A 16237-nucleotide genomic window follows, 5' to 3' on the forward strand; every position below is an offset into this window, starting at 1 on the left:
ATGGCTAATAAAAACTTACCGGTAGCAGCCTTGTTACCTGAACTGCAAGAGGCTCTTGCAGAGCATATTGTTGTTCTCGAAGCACCGCCGGGTGCGGGTAAATCAACGGTTATCCCGCTGGCATTAATAACCAGCGCAGCATTTCTTTCCGAGCGATCTAATCAGCAAATTATTCTGGTGCAACCACGGCGAGTGGCGGCGGTGAGCATCGCTCATTTTCTTGCCCAGCAGCTAGAAGAAAAGGTAGGTGAGCGCGTTGGTTACTGGGTTCGCGGCGAGCGTAAGAAATCTGCAAAAACTCGGTTGTTAGTGGTAACCGATGGTATGCTCACACGAATAATTCAGCATAACCCTGAACTTACTGATACCGCGCTCATTATTTTTGATGAGTTTCATGAGCGAAACCTGCATTGTGATTTCGGTTTAGCTTTGGCGCTGGAAGCTCGGGAGCTGAATGAATCGCTGCAGTTATTGGTGATGTCGGCCACGCTTCCGGCCGAGGCTTTGGCAAAATGGTTACGCAGCCGCGATTTGCCTGTGGCCATACTAAGCAGTGGCGGCCGGCAATATCCGATAACCTTGCATTATCGGCCACCGGCTCGAAACACAAGTTGGCAACAAGCGCTGCCGGCAGTGGTTCATGAGGCTTTGGCCAGTGCGGAACAAGGCGTTTTAGTGTTTTTGCCTGGGCAAGGTGAAATTCGTGAGTTGAAAAACAATGTGCGTTTGCCGCCGGATGTTGAGTGCTTTGAATTGTATGGCGGGCTCTCGTTATCGGCGCAGCAGCAAGCGTTGTTACCGCTAAAATTCGGCTCTCGGAAATTAGTGCTAGCCACGAATATTGCGGAAACAAGCCTTACGATTCCCGATATTGATGTGGTTGTAGATAGTGGCCGAGAGCGGCAAGCTAAATATTTACCGAAGTATCAGTTCACGCAGTTGCAAACTCGCTACATTTCGCAAGCATCGGCTGTGCAGCGGGCAGGCCGTGCTGGCAGAACAGGTCCGGGGCAATGTTTTCGATTGTGGCCCGAAAGTATGAATCAGGGTTTTGCGGCTTATAGTAAGCCGGCATTAGAAACCGAAGATTTACGGCCAATCGTTTTAGAGGCGGCAGCCTGGGGTAGCAGCCCTATCGAGTTAGCTTGGTTTACACCGCCGCCAGCAGCAGCTTTAGCGGCTGCTAACGAATGGTTATTGGCAGCCAATTTACTGGTAAAGCCAGTATCTCAGGAAGCCAGCATCGAAACTGCGCAAGAGCCCAAGATTCCGCGTTTATCAGGGCTAGGGCAAAAGATACAGGCCTTGAGTACTGATGTAGAAATTGCTCTTTTGCTTACAGCAGCAAAGGATACGAGAGTTGAGCAGTTCTTGTTAGCAATACAATCGAACAAAGATCTAGATGAAGTAGCGAAAGCGCGGCAACAACTGCAGTATGAAATGAAATCAGCGGCGGCGTTAATAGCCGCCCATCAAGAGGCTCATGAATCTCGCGCCGCAGGCGATCTATTCGAGGTGATTCAGCATTGGCTAGAGCAGCCGGAGGCGTTTAAGCAGAGCCATAAGCGTTTAGCGCATTGGTGCCAACAATTAAAGATTACCATGCCCGAGCGGATGCCAACGGTGAGGGTAATGGCTGTATTAATGTTGCAAGCAATGCCGATGCGCTTGGCTAAAGCCAGTGAAAAAACGCCGCAGCGTTATCAAATGGCCACAGGCGTTGCCATGCAGCTCTCTAGGAGCGAGTTCCCATTCAGTTCGGAGCGGCAGTGGTTGTTAGTGAACCAAGTAAGTTTGCAAGAAGAGCGTGCAGAGGGAGTGATTTGGCAAGCGCTAGTGATTCCGAGCACATTGTTGGATTCTTGGGTTGGAGAATTTATTCAGCCGCAAGAAAGTTGGCAATGGCTTGGGCGGCAAGGCCGTTTACAACGAGTAATAGAGTATCGTATGGGCGCAGTGGTATTTACTCAGCAGGAATCAACACAGCCGGTTTCTAAGGCTGTACGGTTGAATGCTATGCTAACCGTGGTGAAAAGCCGAGGTGTTGCGATGTTTACCGCAGAAGCTGAGCCAAAGCAACTGGCGCAATGGCTAACACGAGTGCAAATCGGCGCTGAATTTTTAGGCTTGGACGTTGAGGATTGGCAGCCCGAGGCTTTATTGGCAACGCTGGATGAGTGGGCAGGGCATGAGTTGCAAGAACTACAAACTCGTGAGCAAGCGTTACAGTGGAACCCATTACCCGCATTGAAGCAGCGCTTCGCTATACAAACCGCGTATCGGGGTGAAGCTGAGCTGGCTGAATTTTTACCGCTGCGGTGGCAAGCACCGAGTGGGCGAACGCATCCGATTCACTATGAGCTTGTGCCGCAAGTTCACAGCGGCGATAAGCCGCAAGTTCAGAGTGGCGATAAGCCAGAAGTTCACAGCGGCGATAAATTATTAGCAACGGCCCGAGTAGCATTAAAGTTGCAAGAAGTATTGGGTACACCGGCTTCACCAACGCTGGGGAAAGGGCGCATTATGTTGAGTTTTGAATTATTATCACCGGCTGGTAGGCCGCTGCAGAAAACGAATGATTTAGCGTCATTCTGGCGAAACGGGTATCAGCAGGTGCGTAAAGAAATGCGCGGCCGGTATCCCAAGCACCCATGGCCTGAAGATCCAACCACTGCGGCAGCCACACACCTTACCAAACGAGCATTTGGGAAAACTGCAGGCGAGAACGAGTAAAATGAGCAGCAAATGGTAAAACCTAAGAAAAACGCACAGCCTAAGCAAAATACAACCGCAGCCAAATCTTGGCGCCGGCGATTATTTGCAATCTTTTGGCGATTAGCGGTAATTGTTACCGTGATTGTTTTTTTCTACGTAATTTATCTTGATTCTATGCTCACCCAACGGTTCTCCGAATCTCGTTATCAAGCGCCTGCGTTGCTTTATAGCAGAGCACTGAACATCGATAGCGAGAGGCGCATAACACGGGATGAAATCATTCGTGAATTTCGTGCATTAGATTATCGCGAGAGCCGATATGCAAGAAACCCCGGCGAATACCAACAGCAAGGTAACGATGTATTGGTGTATCGCCGAGCCTTCAACTTCCCTGATGCCTTTGAGCCCGGTGAGCGGGTGCGCCTTCGGTTTGATGCTGAAGCACAGTTAACTGAAATTGAAACATGGCCAGAGCAAACAAAGCTGCAGAATATTCGTTTAGAACCGCAACTTATTGGCCGTTTTGCTTCGGATAATAATGAGGATAGGCTGTTAGTTGGCTTGGAACAAATTCCGGTATTGATGCAGCAGACCTTGTTACTAGTGGAAGATCAGGATTTTTATCATCACCATGGCGTGAAACCTTCAGCCATAGCTCGTGCGGCCATGGCCAACTTAGCAGCCGGCAGAACAGTGCAAGGTGGTAGCACTATCACTCAGCAGCTGATTAAAAATATGTATCTCACTCGCGCACAAACCATAACGCGAAAAATAAACGAAGCCTTAATGGCATTAGTGCTCGATTTCCGCTTCAGCAAAGATGAAATTCTCGAAGCGTATTTTAATGAAGTATTCTATGGTCAAGATAGAGGCCATGCAATTCACGGGGTTGGCCTTGCGAGCCGCTACTTTTATGGTAAAGCCCCCGAAGATTTAAGCCCAGCCGAGGTTGCTATGTTAGTAGGCATGGTAAAAGGCCCCTCGCTGTATAACCCCTATCGCAATCCAGAGGTGGCAACGGATCGCCGTGATCTGATTCTGCGGCTGATGTATAGCGACGATTTAATTAGCCAAACCCAATATTTGGCGGCGCTTGAAGCTCCAGTAGTAACGCGTGCCAGTAATCGCCTTGTGGCGCGAGCACGCCCAGATTACGTTGATTTTGTGCAACGTGAGCTGCGGCAGTTAGTGCCGGGGCGGGAATGGCAACAAACCGGTTTACGAGTTTTCACTTATTTTGATCCTTGGTTACAAAGCACTGCCGAACAAGCGGTGGCTGAACGAATGGAAGCATTGCCGGATTTAGAAATCCAGGCGGCGGCCATTGTGAGTGATTATCAGGCGGGCACTATTCAAGCATTGGTGGGTGGGCGCACACCTGTTATGGGCGGTTTTAATCGAGCCTTGCAAGCGAGCCGCCCGATTGGCTCTTTGATCAAGCCCTTCGTTTATATGCAGGCGCTTGAAGATGAAAGCCGCTTCTCGTTGGCCTCGATTATTGTTGATGAGCCACTGAATATTGAGGATGAAAGGGGCCGTGAGTGGCAACCGAGTAACTTTGATAATGAATTTAAAGGGCCGATTTCGCTATATCAAAGTTGGCTTGATTCTCGCAATATTCCTGCGATTCAAACCGGCCTCACACTTACCCCCGCGAAGATACGAGAACGCCTGTATGCCATTGGCGCTGCTGGCGCAATTCATGCATATCCTTCGCTGGCGCTTGGTACCATCAATTTAAGCCCACTACAAATTACAGAATTATATGGGTATTTGGCGAACTATGGGCGGGGGTATCGGTTGAGTAGCATTGCCGGTGTAACTACCCATCGAGGCGATTTAGTTTATCTTGATGAACGCATCTCGCAAGCTGGCTATGAAGCTGATGCGGCGTATCTTGCTCGTTACGCCTCGTTTGGCGTAGTGCAAGAGGGCACTGGCAAAGCATTAGGGCAAGCAATACCAAGGGCATTAGGTGGTAAAACTGGCTCTACCAATGATTTACGAGATAGCTGGTTTATTTCTTTCGACGATCGACACATTTTCACCGTGTGGCTTGGCCGTGATGATAATCAGCCAATCGGGCTTACGGGGAGCCGAGGCGCTTTACCGCTAGCCCAAGGGTTTTGGCAGAACACACAAATTGAACCCCTCAATCTGGCGTTCCCAGCAAATATTCAGATGTATTCTTGGGATAATGGAAGCGGAATGGCTGTGGGAACTAATTGCTCGAATAGCACTCAGCTTCCGGGGGTTGTTGATGAACGCGATATTGCAGCTTGCGCACCAGAACGAAGCGAAGAACAAAGCGAAGAACGAAGCGACGAAGAAGAGGAAGAGCCGCCACGCAGTTGGTGGCGGCGAATATTCTCAAATGATGGGTAACACTTAGGGAAGCCTTTTAATTATCGATTAGATGCTCACGCGTTTATAATCGCGATAATCCGCTTTCCAATAGTTGGCGGCAATACGCTGTTCTAGCATTTCATCCGTTATCTCAAGGGCGTGGCCTTGTTCTTGAGCTACTTTGCCCACGGCAAAAGCAATGCGCTTACTTAAGGAAGAAATTTCGGTAATAGCGGGCAACAGATGCGCTGAAGCGCCATTAGCAAGGGGCGATGCATCGGCTAAAGTTCGGCATGCGGCCATTAACATTTCTTCAGTGATGCGGTTGGCTTTCACTGCCAATACACCTAAACCAATGCCCGGAAAGATATAGCTATTGTTACATTGCGCAATTGGGTATGTTTTCCCTTCATATTGCACTGGTGCGAAGGGGCTACCGGTGGCAACAATAGCTTTACCCTTGGTCCACTTAATAACATCAGCGGGATCGGCCTCTACCCGGCTCGATGGATTCGAAAGTGGGAAGATGATCGGTTCCGGGGTATATTGCTGCATGGTTAAGATCACTTGCTCGGTAAACAACCCTGGTTGCCCAGATACGCCAATTAAAACGGTTGGTTGCGCGCAATGCATAACATCAAGTAATGAGGCATATTCGCCGCTGTACGTCCATTCGGCAAGTGCCTCGGGGCTCTGGGCCAGCTCCTCTTGGAAATCGCGCAAATCACTCATTCCGGAAGTAAGTAAGCCAAACCGATCTACCATATAGATGCGTGATTTCGCTTCGGCACGGCTAATACCCTCGGCTTGCATGTGCGAGATAATGTGCTCGGCAATACCACATCCTGCAGAGCCTGAGCCCACGAAAACAATTTTTTGCTCCGAGAGTTTTTGCCCTTTGGTTTTACAAGCAGCCAGCAAAGTGCCTGCAGTTACTGCGGCAGTGCCCTGAATATCATCGTTAAAGCAACATACTTCATCTTGATAACGCTTCAAGATCGGCATGGCGGTTTGTTGCGCGAAATCTTCAAACTGAATCATGGCGTTTGGCCAACGCCGTTTCACCGCCTGAATAAAGGTATCCACAAAATCATCATACTCTTTACCGGTAATCCGCTTGTGGCGAGCACCCATGTACATTGGGTCGTTTAACAACTTCTCATTGTTGGTGCCCACATCTAGCATCACGGGCAACGTATAAGCTGGGCTAATGCCACCACAGGCTGTGTAAAGGGATAGTTTGCCAATCGGAATACCCATGCCGCCAATACCTTGATCGCCTAAACCTAGGATACGTTCGCCATCGGTAACCACAATCACTTTTACGTTGCGCTTAGTTGCGTTGCGTAAAATGTCGTTCATTTGTTCGCGTTCAGCGTACGAGATAAACAGGCCTCGAGAGCTACGATAAATATCAGAGAATTTCTCGCAAGCATCACCCACCGTTGGCGTATAAATAATGGGCATCATCTCTTCTAAATGAGAAGCCACCAAACGATGAAACATGGTTTCGTTATTATCTTGAATAGCGCGCAAATAGATATGCTTGTTCAGTGCAGTATCAAAGCTTTGATATTGCATGTAAGCGCGGCTTACTTGCTCTTCTATGCTTTCATAGCGTGGGGGCAGCAAACCGGTAAGGTTAAATGCAACGCGTTCCTCACGGCTAAAAGCACTCCCTTTATTAAGCAGCGGTGTCTCGAGCAGAGAGGGGCCGGCGTGGGGGATATACAGTGGCTCTTGAGGACGTTTATTTTGCATAGCTACTCCGAAAACTAGATGAACGAATGCTGGTGAAAGCAGAGGGAAAGTAAACGCCCCGAAATTGTAAAGTAGTGGTAACCATTATGGGTAGTTAACCATACTTTTATCGCGGGGCGCGGTTTGTTGCAGTAAGTTTAGTGCAATTCTAGAGTAAATTAAACGCGTGTTCCGCAACCTGCAATGTTTCTTCAATATCGGTTTCGGTGTGCGCTAAACTCATAAAACCAGCCTCATAGGCGCTCGGAGCCAAATAAACGCCGCGTTTGAGCATTTCATGATAGAAGGTACGGAAATGCTGCATGTTGCATTTGGTGGCCTGTTCGTAAGTGCTTACTTTCTTTTCATCGGTAAAGAAGAAGCCAAACATGCCACCGGCCTGAGCGGTAGTAAATGGAATGCCCTTCGCATCGGCAAGCTCTTGTAAGCCTGAGGTAAGCTCAGTTACGCGGCCTTCAAGCTGCTGATACAACGAGCCTGAATTCAATAGGCTCAGGGAGGCTAAACCCGCAGCCATGGCTACTGGATTACCGGAGAGGGTGCCGGCTTGATAAACCGGGCCAACCGGCGCAATATAATCCATGATTTCCCGTTTACCGCCAAAAGCGCCTACCGGCATGCCACCGCCAATCACTTTACCTAGGCAGGTAAGATCGGGTTTCACATTGAAAAACTCTTGTGCACCACCGCGGGCAACACGAAAGCCTGTCATTACCTCATCGAAAATTAGCACGGCGCCATATTCATCACATACCGCGCGCAACCCTTCTAAGAAACCAGGTTCTGGTAGGATTAAGTTCATGTTGCCGGCAACAGGCTCAACAATAATACAGGCGATTTGTTCGCCCACATCGGCAAACACTTGCCGCACTTCTTCTAAATTATTAAAGCTTACAGTGAGCGTGTGCTTGGCAAAATCTTCTGGAATCCCGGGTGAGTTGGGTACGCCGAGCGTGAGGGCGCCAGAACCCGCTTTTACCAATAGTGAATCGGCATGGCCATGATAGCAGCCCTCGAACTTCAATATTTTATCCCGGCCGGTATAACCACGAGCAAGGCGAATAGCACTCATGGTTGCTTCGGTACCTGAATTCACCATGCGCACTTTCTCGATTGAAGGCACCATGGAGATTACTTTTTCCGCCATGGTGATTTCGCTTGCGGTGGGCGTACCAAAGCTTAATCCACGCTCAGCAGCTTCAATAGCAGCATCACGAATCTCAGGATGGTTATGGCCAAGAATCATTGGCCCCCAAGAGCCGATATAATCAATGTAGCGATTGCCATCAACATCAAATAAATAGGCGCCTTGAGCACGCTCAACAAAAATTGGTGTGCCGCCAACGCCATTAAAGGCGCGCACTGGCGAATTTACGCCACCAGGGATGGAGAGTTGAGCTTGGGTAAATAAATCTTGCGAACGGGACATGGAAAACCTCTTAACTATTAGCTTTGTCGCTATACCAAATTACATCGGTATCATAGCGGCTTACTAGATGCTCAACACCTAGCGTGGCGGCAAAAAGTGCCATACGAATTAAAACCCCATTATCAGCTTGGCGGAAAATGGCCAAGTTCGGGTTTTGATTCAAATCATTATCAAGTTCGTTAGCTTCTGCGCGTGAATCGCGAGGCAACGGGTGCATTATCACAGTATTGGGTTTGTAATGTTTGGTGAAGATTTCACTGTTTAAGCGAAACCGCCCTCGATATTGTTCTGCTTCATCAAGTGTTGTGAAACGTTCTTGTTGGATTCGCGTTTGATAAACAATATCGGCATCCATTGAGCCGGAAAGCTCAGTTACCTGATTCACTTGGTGCCCAGCATTTACCAACATATCAACAATGCTGCTTGGCATTGCTAACTCGGGTGGTGATACTAGAGTGATGCGCACCTGCTGATACATACAGAGTAATTTGGATAATGAATGTACGGTGCGGCCGTATTTGAGATCACCCACCATACAAAGATGCATGCCATCGATACGATTGCCATGATGAGCGAGCTCTTTTTCAATGGTGTATAAATCGAGCAGTGCTTGTGTGGGATGTTCATTGGCACCATCACCACCATTTATAACCGGTACCCGGCTACCTTCAGCAAATTCAGCTACGGCACCAGATTTTGGATGCCGCATGGCAATCACATCGCTGTAACTCGAAAGCACGCGAGCGGTATCATACAAGGATTCGCCTTTGGCTAGAGCCGAACTTTCCATGCCAGTGGTTTCTCGTACTTCACCACCTAACAAATTAAAAGCTGTGCCAAAACTTACGCGAGTTCGCGTAGAGGGCTCAAAAAATAAATTGCCGAGAATAGCACCATCAAGAACACGCGTGCGTTTGCGCCTGTGCGCGTATGGTTCCATAAGGTCGGCTATGCGAAAAATATGCTCAATGGCATCGCGATTAAACTGATCAACAGAAAGAATGTTCGCACCGGTGAAATTCATCATTTTTTGCGGTTCCAACGTGATAGGTTGTTGGGGCTGTAGCATAGCAGAAAGCCAACGTGAGCGGAACGCTGGCGTTTACCTAACGAATGCCTAAATGAATACGGCAGTTGTGCTTCAATCACACAGCACTCACACCTCAAAATACACAATTAACGGCGCAACAGTATTTCCGAATAGAGTTCATTAAGGTTTCAAGACGGCAAGAATGATAATGGCAAACAATAAGAAAACGGGCATTTCGTTAAACCAACGAAACCAACGGCCGGAGCGATTGATTTTTTCATTGCGGAAATCCTTCACTAGGATGAAGCAGTAGATGTGGTAAATCACTAGAATCAGAACCAGCAGCAACTTGATGTGCATCCAGCTAGTCATACGCAGCCAATCAAGGCCATAAATATACAGCATACCAAAGCCAAAAATTATGGTAAGGACCATGAATGGGGTAACAAAATAGAGTAATCTACGTTCCATAATTTTCAGTTGTGCGTGTACTTTCGGTTCGGTGGATTCTGCATGGTAAACAAACAGCCGAGGTAAATAGAAAATGCCGGCGAACCAAGCCACCATAAAAATCAAGTGCAACGCTTTAAACCACTGAAAAACAAGAAACTCATTCATGGGAATACAATCGCCTTTGGTTATTACTATTAATAATTTTTAATTTAGCACAAGCGTTGTATAAACAGTAGGATATTGAGAATGCTAAAGAGCCGCGATAATGCAAAGGCTGTAAGTGTACGCAGCCAACAAATACTTCTTTCTTTGGCCATTGCGGCACTGCTTCTCGTAGTTGGGTACTTGGTGGGTAATACACGGCTTATCCATTTAGAGCAGCAAACTGTGTTACTCGAAAATCAACGTGAAAGCTTACATGAGCGAACGAGCCGGTTGGAATATCAAGTAAATATTCTCCAAGTGGAGCTAGATATTGAACGAGCGGCTACGCAATCGTTGCAAAATGAACTCCGGCAAGCACAGGATGAGAATGCAACGATTCGGCGCGAGTTAGCATTTTATCAACGTGTTGTGGCACCGGATTTAACCGCTGATGGAATTACCATTGATTCTATGGTGGTTAGTGAGCTGCTAGCGAGTAATAGCTATTATTTCCGTTTGATTCTGCTGCAAATGGAACGCATTGAGCAGTTTGCCCAAGGCTCGATAGTGCTTACGCTCCGGGGCTTTGAAGGCGATCAGAGGAAAGAGTATAATGTTTTTGAGTTAGCGGGTATCGATGAGAGTGAGGCGCGGTTTGTAATGAACTATTTCTCTCTCACTGAAGGTAATTTTGCTTTGCCAGATGGTTTTATTCCGGAAACGCTACATGTGCAGGTGCGCTCTCAACAAGGCCGGCAAACCGAACGCAGTTATCAATGGCGGCAGTTGTTTGCAAACGAAACGCTAGAAGCGCCGGCTGAAACGCCAGAAGCCCCGACTGAAAGAATCAATACTACAAATGGGGCAAATGATTCGGAAGATAAGGGTTAGCCCAAAAGGTGCAACTTCCGCATGCGCCCGTGCTTTCGGCGTTATTTCATGCAGGGTACCTGATCAGTAACATTGATCCTGCAGCACGCATAGGCGACAATAGCGCAGTAATTTGATTGAACCTTCTTTGGAGTATGGTTGATGAGTGCAGTAGAACAAGCGATGCCGATTGAATTTTCTGAATCTGCGGCGATTCGTGTGCGAACGTTAATCACAGAAGAGGAAAACCCAGCGCTCAAATTACGAGTATTTGTTACCGGCGGCGGTTGCTCAGGGTTCCAGTACGGATTTACTTTTGATGAAAAAGTAAATCCAGGCGATATGGAAATCGAGAAAGAAGGCGTTACCCTAGTTGTTGACCCAATGAGCTTACAATACTTAGTAGGTGGCGTTGTGGATTATGAGGAGGGGCTTCAAGGTGCTCGCTTCTTCGTGAACAATCCTAATGCAACCACTACATGTGGTTGTGGTTCATCATTTTCAGTTTAAGCCGCGCTTAGCGAGCGGCTTTGCTTTTGCAGTTACCTATTTCCTCTCAATAGTGCATATATCTGTTGAAAAAATGTACACTTCCCTCGCCACCATATACTGCGCAACCTCACCATCGTTAGTGGCGGTAGATTAGAATACACCTCATAAAATTCTGTTTAATTTCGTGCAATTTTTAACAAAGTTACTACATTAAACTGCTTGCGTTTTGCCTATCGAAGCGAAAAAATGAGGATTGATTCATTCGTAATAAACCCTGCTGCTGAAGATTGAAAGGAAGTATTATGTCTCGATGGTTAGTATTCATCGCAGCGTATTTTGCTAGCATCACAGGCCAAGCGCAAAGCAGTACTCAAGAACACAATTTTCATCTACCAGAAACCACAGCGGCAACTGCTCTGAGGTACAGCCAAAGCTTTGCTAGTGAGAACATTGCAAAGGAAATTTGTTATAGCATCAGCGCGGATAACCGCCGAGAATTTCAGAACATAATTGAGCGCAACAGTTTACGAATTCGAAATCTGTACAGCGCCATTAAATGCAACGGCTATACTTTATTACAGTTCGCGGTTATCGCCGAAGCTACCGACACGGGCATCTTACTTACTCGTAACCTACCTTCGCGTGTTATTTTCGAGAAATACGAGAATGGTGATTCAATTTTGGAGTGGGCGGAAACAACCGGGTACGATAACTCTCCTATCATTCGCGCTGTTCGCGAGCGCCTCTCGCAGATATAAGCGACACACTAGGTTTTTGAAAGCAGCCTAGATTTGTTATACTACTGCGCTATTACCTTGATTTCGTTCGCTACACTCGCTTGCTGCATAGGTAGTGAACATTACACTGAGTTCCTATTCGGGCATGGCAATGGCCAATATTGGGAATAGGAACTGCAGAATTTGCTCTCGTTTTGTAACGCACGAGCCACTAATGATGAGGATTCTATGAGCCATTATTTAAAGCACTTAGAACAAGTGAAGCAAAGGTTTGATGAAGCGTTAGACGCCAATGGGTTTGAGAGCGTGCTAATCTATGCAGGCCAGCCGCGAGTGGCATTCCTCGATGATAACGCCTATCCCTTTCGGGTTAATCCATTTTTCAAATACTGGATACCGGTAACCGAAAACCCGAAGAGTTTTATTTTTTATCGGAAGGGTGAAAAGCCGGTTGTTTTTCTTTTTCAAGCGCGTGATTTTTGGCATGCACAGCCTCAATTGCCGCCGGGTGAGTGGAAAGAAGCTTGTGATGTTGTGTTAGTAGATAACATTGCTAGTGTACGCGCTAAACTCGTTGATGAATTATCAACAACCGCGTTTATTGGCGAAGATTTTGCGCCGATGAACGAATGGCCCGTAGCTGCTTATAATCCACAAAAATTGATTGATCACTTGCACTATCAACGTGCGGTTAAAACCGAGTGTGAATTGATTAACATGCGCAAAGCAAATGTGATTGCCGCTCGCGGGCATAATGCGGCGCGTGATGCGTTTTTTGCTGGCAAATCAGAGTTGGAGATAAATCAAGCTTACCTCTCAGCAATGAAATTTCGTGAAACGCAGGTGCCTTATAACAGCATTGTTGCACTAAACGAACATGGCGCTGTGTTGCATTATGATGTTTATGAAACGGAAGCGCCCACAGAGCACCGCTCTTTCTTGATTGATGCTGGCGCTTATTACAATGGTTACTGTGCTGATATTACCCGTAGCTATGCAGCAAAAGATGGCTTTTACGCTGAATTGGTGGAAGCGGTTGATGCGGCAGAACAGGCTATTATCGCGGAAATAAAGCCGGGCATTTCTTATCTTGATCTGCATGTGAGTATGCACAAACGAATTGCTAAGATATTAGCTGAGTTCGGCTTCTTTAAAGTGGATGCCGATACTATTTATGAACGTGGTTATACTCGTGCGTTCTTCCCTCATGGGCTTGGTCATTTTATTGGCTTACAAGTACACGATGTGGGTGGCTTCTTGAAAAATACCCAAGGCGATGCATTTGAACGCAATGCCGAGCACCCGTTCTTGCGCCTTTTACGTGATATAGAAGTGGATCAAGTATTTACCATCGAGCCGGGCATCTACGTGGTGGATCAGTTATTAGAAGCTCATGATGGTAACGAGGATTTTAATTGGAACCGGGTTTCTGAGCTTCGGCCTTATGGTGGTGTTCGTATTGAGGACAGTGTGCGGGTTACTGAGGATGGAACCGAGAATTTAACACGAGATGCGTTTGCTTCCTTAAAATAGCGTAAGGAACTTTACCAACGCTAGTTAGCGAATTCTTAGCGCTAGCGCGAAGTATAAAAGCGGCTCTATCTATAATGGATGAGCCGTTTTTTAATGCCTGTTAAGAAGTGCCGATTAAACGCATAGCTTTAAAAGAATCTAGTTGGCGGGTATGTATGCGCCAAGAATACTTGGGCGTTTGGCCCCAGTAACTGCGCGTAGATCGATTGCAACCTGATGGCAATGCGCCCAAGCCAACCAGGCAAACAGCACGGCCTCTACCCAATCAGGGTTAACGCCAAGTGCTGCGGTTGTTCGCCACGAAAATTCTGGGCAAAGGGTTTGGCAGCGTTTGAGCAGGGCATTATTATGGGCACCACCGCCACACACGTAAACTGTGGTTGGATACTGACTAGTGTTTTCGATGGTGTGGATTGATACACTCTTGATCGCGTTGGTTAAACTAACCGCAGTAAGCTCTAATAAAGTAGCTTGTATATCTACAGCCTGCACCTTTGCAGATGTTGAGGAACTGGCGTTAACCTCTAACAATGCTCGTTCAAGCCAAGCCGGGGTGAAATATTCACGCCCAGTGCTCTTTGGGGGTGGCCTTTGGAAATAAGGGTCGGCTAAAAGTTTTGCAAGTAAAGCGCCATTCACAACGCCGCTTTCAGCCCATACGCCGCTATGGTCAAAAGGCTTGTGCAAATGCTTTTGCACCCAATAATCCATAAGCGTGTTGCCGGGGCCACTATCAAAACCAACAATGGGTAGTGTAGTTTCGCTACTTGGTGGTAAATGAGAGATATTGGCGATGCCGCCAATGTTGGCAAGCACGCGCTCTTCATTGTTTACTTGAAACATTTGTTGGTGCAGAGCTGGCGCGAGGGGGGCGCCTTCGCCACCTAAAGCAATATCTTTTTGCCGGAACTGAGCAACAACTGGAATTCCTGTGAGTGCTGCAATGGTATGTGGGCAGCCTAATTGCAAACTGAATGCAGGGGCGGCATCAGGATGATGGCGAACCGTTTGGCCGTGGCTGCCAATAGCTCGAATATCATTGGCAACAAATGCATTTTTTTGCAGCAAAGCGTTTACACCCTCAGCTACGGCCTCGGCAAAGCGGCGATCGGCTTCGCCATAGCGAACGAGCTCGTTATCACCCGGGGTACATAAACTATGGCATTGTTGTTGTAATTCTGCTGAGAGAGGCCAATTCAACGCATCAAGTTGGGTAATACCACCACTTGAATTAATACTGATAAGCGCTAAATCGAGCGCATCAAGGCTAGTACCCGAAAGCACACCAATGTAGCGCTCAGCGCTCATTAATCTACCATGGCTAAGTAGAAACGCTTCCGGCCCTCGATCATCGCTAACTGCTCTTGTGCGATGGCCTGAAACACTGCCATTTCCGATTCGGGAAGTGATTCAGCTTTCGGTAGGTTTACTGTGCGTGGATTTCGATGAACACCATCAACTAGGAACTCATAATGCAAGTGAGCACCGGTTACACGGCCAGTGGCGCCCACACGGCCAATAACTTGCCCTTGGCTAACCCGATCGCCCACATTTACTTGGCGGCGGCTTAGGTGTAGATACTTGGTTACGTAACGTTCACCGTGCTGTACAAAAATGTAGTGGCCATTTAAGTTGTTATAAGCGCTCGCAATAACCCGGCCATCGCCCGATGACATTACTGGCGTTCCGGTTGGTGCAGCATAATCGATGCCTCGATGCGGTGCTACTCGGCCGGTAACTGGGTGTAAACGGCGTGGGTTAAATTCGGAAGATACACGGTTAAAGGCTACCGGTGCGCGTAAAAAGGTTTTCCGCATACTACGGCCGGTATCGGTGTAGTAGCTACCATTCTCATGCAAGATGGCGCGGAATACTTCGCCTTGGTTAATAAACTCTGCAGCTACGATTTGGCCAGTACCTACATACTGACCATCAATATACTTTTCTTCGAACAAAACGCTGAATTCATCGCCTTGGCGGATATCGAGAGCAAAATCTACATCCCAACCAAATAGCTCGGCAAGGCTCATAATTTGGCCTTGCGAAAGCCCAGCCTGAACGCCGGCGTTCCAGAAATTGCTAGTAATTTCAGCTCTAGCGAAAGCGATGCGAATATCCGTAGGCTTGGCTTCGCGATTGGTTTGGTACTCACCGTTTTGATTTTTCTCGATGATGAGTGTATCCGTTTCACTTAAACGGTAATGCAGGGCTATGAGGTTGTTATCAGTGTCCTTCGCGAACCTAAGTGTATCGCCAGGATGGATTCGGCGGAGGATGTTTGCATCTTCTGCTTGCGTTAAATCATATAATTGACGAGCGCTAAACCCTAAGCGTTGAAATATCACCGCCATGTTGTCGCCCGAACGCACTTCGTAATCAACCCAAGTATAATTAGCCTCTGTATCTGCCGGTGCATAGGAATCACCGAGTTTCAGAGCTAGTTCGTAGCGAACACCTGGCTCAAGCTGTTCAAGTTGAGCCATGTCGCGAGAGGCGCTGGCTTTTTCTGAAGGCCATACCAATAGCAACAACAACAAAACACTCACGCCAGCAATGATCATTTGATGGCGCTTGGGCATATGCTGCATAAATTGTTGAATTGGTTTAACCATGAGGTGAATCCTCGTACTTCGCATTGCTCATTAAAAAGAGCGGATAAAAAACAGCGGACAGTCTACTCTTATTTTTCAGCCTTCAGGCTATCATATCATTTTCTTTGCACAAGCA

Annotated in this window: 12 protein-coding genes; 6 read left to right on the forward strand and 6 right to left on the reverse strand. The window is 47.4% G+C overall.

Going from position 1 to position 16237, the window contains the following annotated elements; all coding sequences use genetic code 11:
* Together hrpB and mrcB are read left to right on the forward strand one after the other, a co-directional pair.
* Entirely contained in the window at window positions 1-2733 is a 2733-nt protein-coding gene (gene hrpB, locus CWE08_RS07810) for an ATP-dependent helicase HrpB (protein ID WP_126767314.1), read from the forward strand.
* Between the two features lie 12 nt (window positions 2734-2745).
* A complete protein-coding gene (gene mrcB / locus CWE08_RS07815; protein ID WP_126767316.1) occupies window positions 2746-5100 on the forward strand; it encodes a penicillin-binding protein 1B in 2355 nt (784 codons plus the stop codon).
* A gap of 27 nt (window positions 5101-5127) precedes the next feature.
* Here the strand turns inward: mrcB and CWE08_RS07820 are convergent, their stop codons facing one another.
* The 4 genes from CWE08_RS07820 to hemJ all read right to left on the reverse strand — a co-directional run bounded on the left by CWE08_RS07820 (window position 5128) and on the right by hemJ (window position 9899).
* On the reverse strand, window positions 5128-6822 hold the full coding sequence (locus tag CWE08_RS07820; protein ID WP_126767317.1) for an NAD-dependent malic enzyme: 1695 nt from the start codon (window positions 6820-6822) through the stop codon (window positions 5128-5130).
* A 148-nt stretch (window positions 6823-6970) separates the two neighbouring features.
* Window positions 6971-8251 (reverse strand): glutamate-1-semialdehyde 2,1-aminomutase, encoded by a 1281-nt coding sequence (hemL, locus tag CWE08_RS07825; RefSeq protein ID WP_126767319.1) that lies wholly within the window; start codon window positions 8249-8251, stop codon window positions 6971-6973.
* A 10-nt stretch (window positions 8252-8261) separates the two neighbouring features.
* Window positions 8262-9275: an aspartate carbamoyltransferase gene (locus CWE08_RS07830; protein ID WP_126767467.1), complete on the reverse strand. Its 1014-nt coding sequence runs from the start codon at window positions 9273-9275 to the stop codon at window positions 8262-8264.
* A gap of 186 nt (window positions 9276-9461) precedes the next feature.
* A complete protein-coding gene (gene hemJ, locus CWE08_RS07835) occupies window positions 9462-9899 on the reverse strand; it encodes a protoporphyrinogen oxidase HemJ (protein WP_126767320.1) in 438 nt (145 codons plus the stop codon).
* Between the two features lie 81 nt (window positions 9900-9980).
* Between hemJ and CWE08_RS07840 the strand changes: the two genes are divergently transcribed.
* From CWE08_RS07840 to pepQ, 4 genes are all read left to right on the forward strand, one after another.
* Window positions 9981-10769: a DUF6776 family protein gene (locus CWE08_RS07840; RefSeq protein ID WP_126767322.1), complete on the forward strand. Its 789-nt coding sequence runs from the start codon at window positions 9981-9983 to the stop codon at window positions 10767-10769.
* Between the two features lie 141 nt (window positions 10770-10910).
* Entirely contained in the window at window positions 10911-11258 is a 348-nt protein-coding gene (gene erpA, locus CWE08_RS07845; RefSeq protein WP_126767323.1) for an iron-sulfur cluster insertion protein ErpA, read from the forward strand.
* Window positions 11259-11542: 284 nt separating this feature from the next.
* Entirely contained in the window at window positions 11543-11998 is a 456-nt protein-coding gene (locus tag CWE08_RS07850) for a DUF3718 domain-containing protein (RefSeq protein ID WP_126767325.1), read from the forward strand.
* A 207-nt stretch (window positions 11999-12205) separates the two neighbouring features.
* Window positions 12206-13510 carry a Xaa-Pro dipeptidase gene (pepQ, locus tag CWE08_RS07855; protein WP_126767326.1) on the forward strand — a complete coding sequence of 435 codons (1305 nt, stop codon included), beginning with the start codon at window positions 12206-12208 and terminating at the stop codon, window positions 13508-13510.
* A 138-nt stretch (window positions 13511-13648) separates the two neighbouring features.
* On the opposite strand, the gene CWE08_RS07860 is transcribed toward pepQ, so the two are convergent.
* Both CWE08_RS07860 and CWE08_RS07865 read right to left on the reverse strand, forming a co-directional pair.
* On the reverse strand, window positions 13649-14818 hold the full coding sequence (locus CWE08_RS07860) for an anhydro-N-acetylmuramic acid kinase (RefSeq protein WP_126767328.1): 1170 nt from the start codon (window positions 14816-14818) through the stop codon (window positions 13649-13651).
* Window positions 14818-16122, reverse strand: a complete 1305-nt coding sequence (locus CWE08_RS07865; RefSeq protein WP_126767329.1) for a peptidoglycan DD-metalloendopeptidase family protein — start codon at window positions 16120-16122, stop codon at window positions 14818-14820. The genes CWE08_RS07860 and CWE08_RS07865 overlap by 1 nt, the downstream gene beginning before the upstream one ends.
* Window positions 16123-16237: the final 115 nt, after the last annotated feature.

It is taken from the genome of Aliidiomarina iranensis (assembly GCF_003987135.1).
GTDB lineage: Bacteria > Pseudomonadota > Gammaproteobacteria > Enterobacterales > Alteromonadaceae > Aliidiomarina > Aliidiomarina iranensis.

What these genes read in the sequence shown, in the direction of transcription:
- hrpB (WP_126767314.1), top strand. Translation starts at nt 1, where the DNA reads ATGGCTAATAAAAACTTACCGGTAGCAGCCTTGTTACCTGAACTGCAA.
- hemL (WP_126767319.1), bottom strand. Translation starts at nt 8,251, where the DNA reads ATGTCCCGTTCGCAAGATTTATTTACCCAAGCTCAACTCTCCATCCCT.
- CWE08_RS07840 (WP_126767322.1), top strand. Translation starts at nt 9,981, where the DNA reads ATGCTAAAGAGCCGCGATAATGCAAAGGCTGTAAGTGTACGCAGCCAA.
- CWE08_RS07860 (WP_126767328.1), bottom strand. Translation starts at nt 14,818, where the DNA reads ATGAGCGCTGAGCGCTACATTGGTGTGCTTTCGGGTACTAGCCTTGAT.
- erpA (WP_126767323.1), top strand. Translation starts at nt 10,911, where the DNA reads ATGAGTGCAGTAGAACAAGCGATGCCGATTGAATTTTCTGAATCTGCG.
- CWE08_RS07865 (WP_126767329.1), bottom strand. Translation starts at nt 16,122, where the DNA reads ATGGTTAAACCAATTCAACAATTTATGCAGCATATGCCCAAGCGCCAT.
- pepQ (WP_126767326.1), top strand. Translation starts at nt 12,206, where the DNA reads ATGAGCCATTATTTAAAGCACTTAGAACAAGTGAAGCAAAGGTTTGAT.
- CWE08_RS07820 (WP_126767317.1), bottom strand. Translation starts at nt 6,822, where the DNA reads ATGCAAAATAAACGTCCTCAAGAGCCACTGTATATCCCCCACGCCGGC.
- CWE08_RS07830 (WP_126767467.1), bottom strand. Translation starts at nt 9,275, where the DNA reads ATGAATTTCACCGGTGCGAACATTCTTTCTGTTGATCAGTTTAATCGC.
- hemJ (WP_126767320.1), bottom strand. Translation starts at nt 9,899, where the DNA reads ATGAATGAGTTTCTTGTTTTTCAGTGGTTTAAAGCGTTGCACTTGATT.
- CWE08_RS07850 (WP_126767325.1), top strand. Translation starts at nt 11,543, where the DNA reads ATGTCTCGATGGTTAGTATTCATCGCAGCGTATTTTGCTAGCATCACA.
- mrcB (WP_126767316.1), top strand. Translation starts at nt 2,746, where the DNA reads ATGGTAAAACCTAAGAAAAACGCACAGCCTAAGCAAAATACAACCGCA.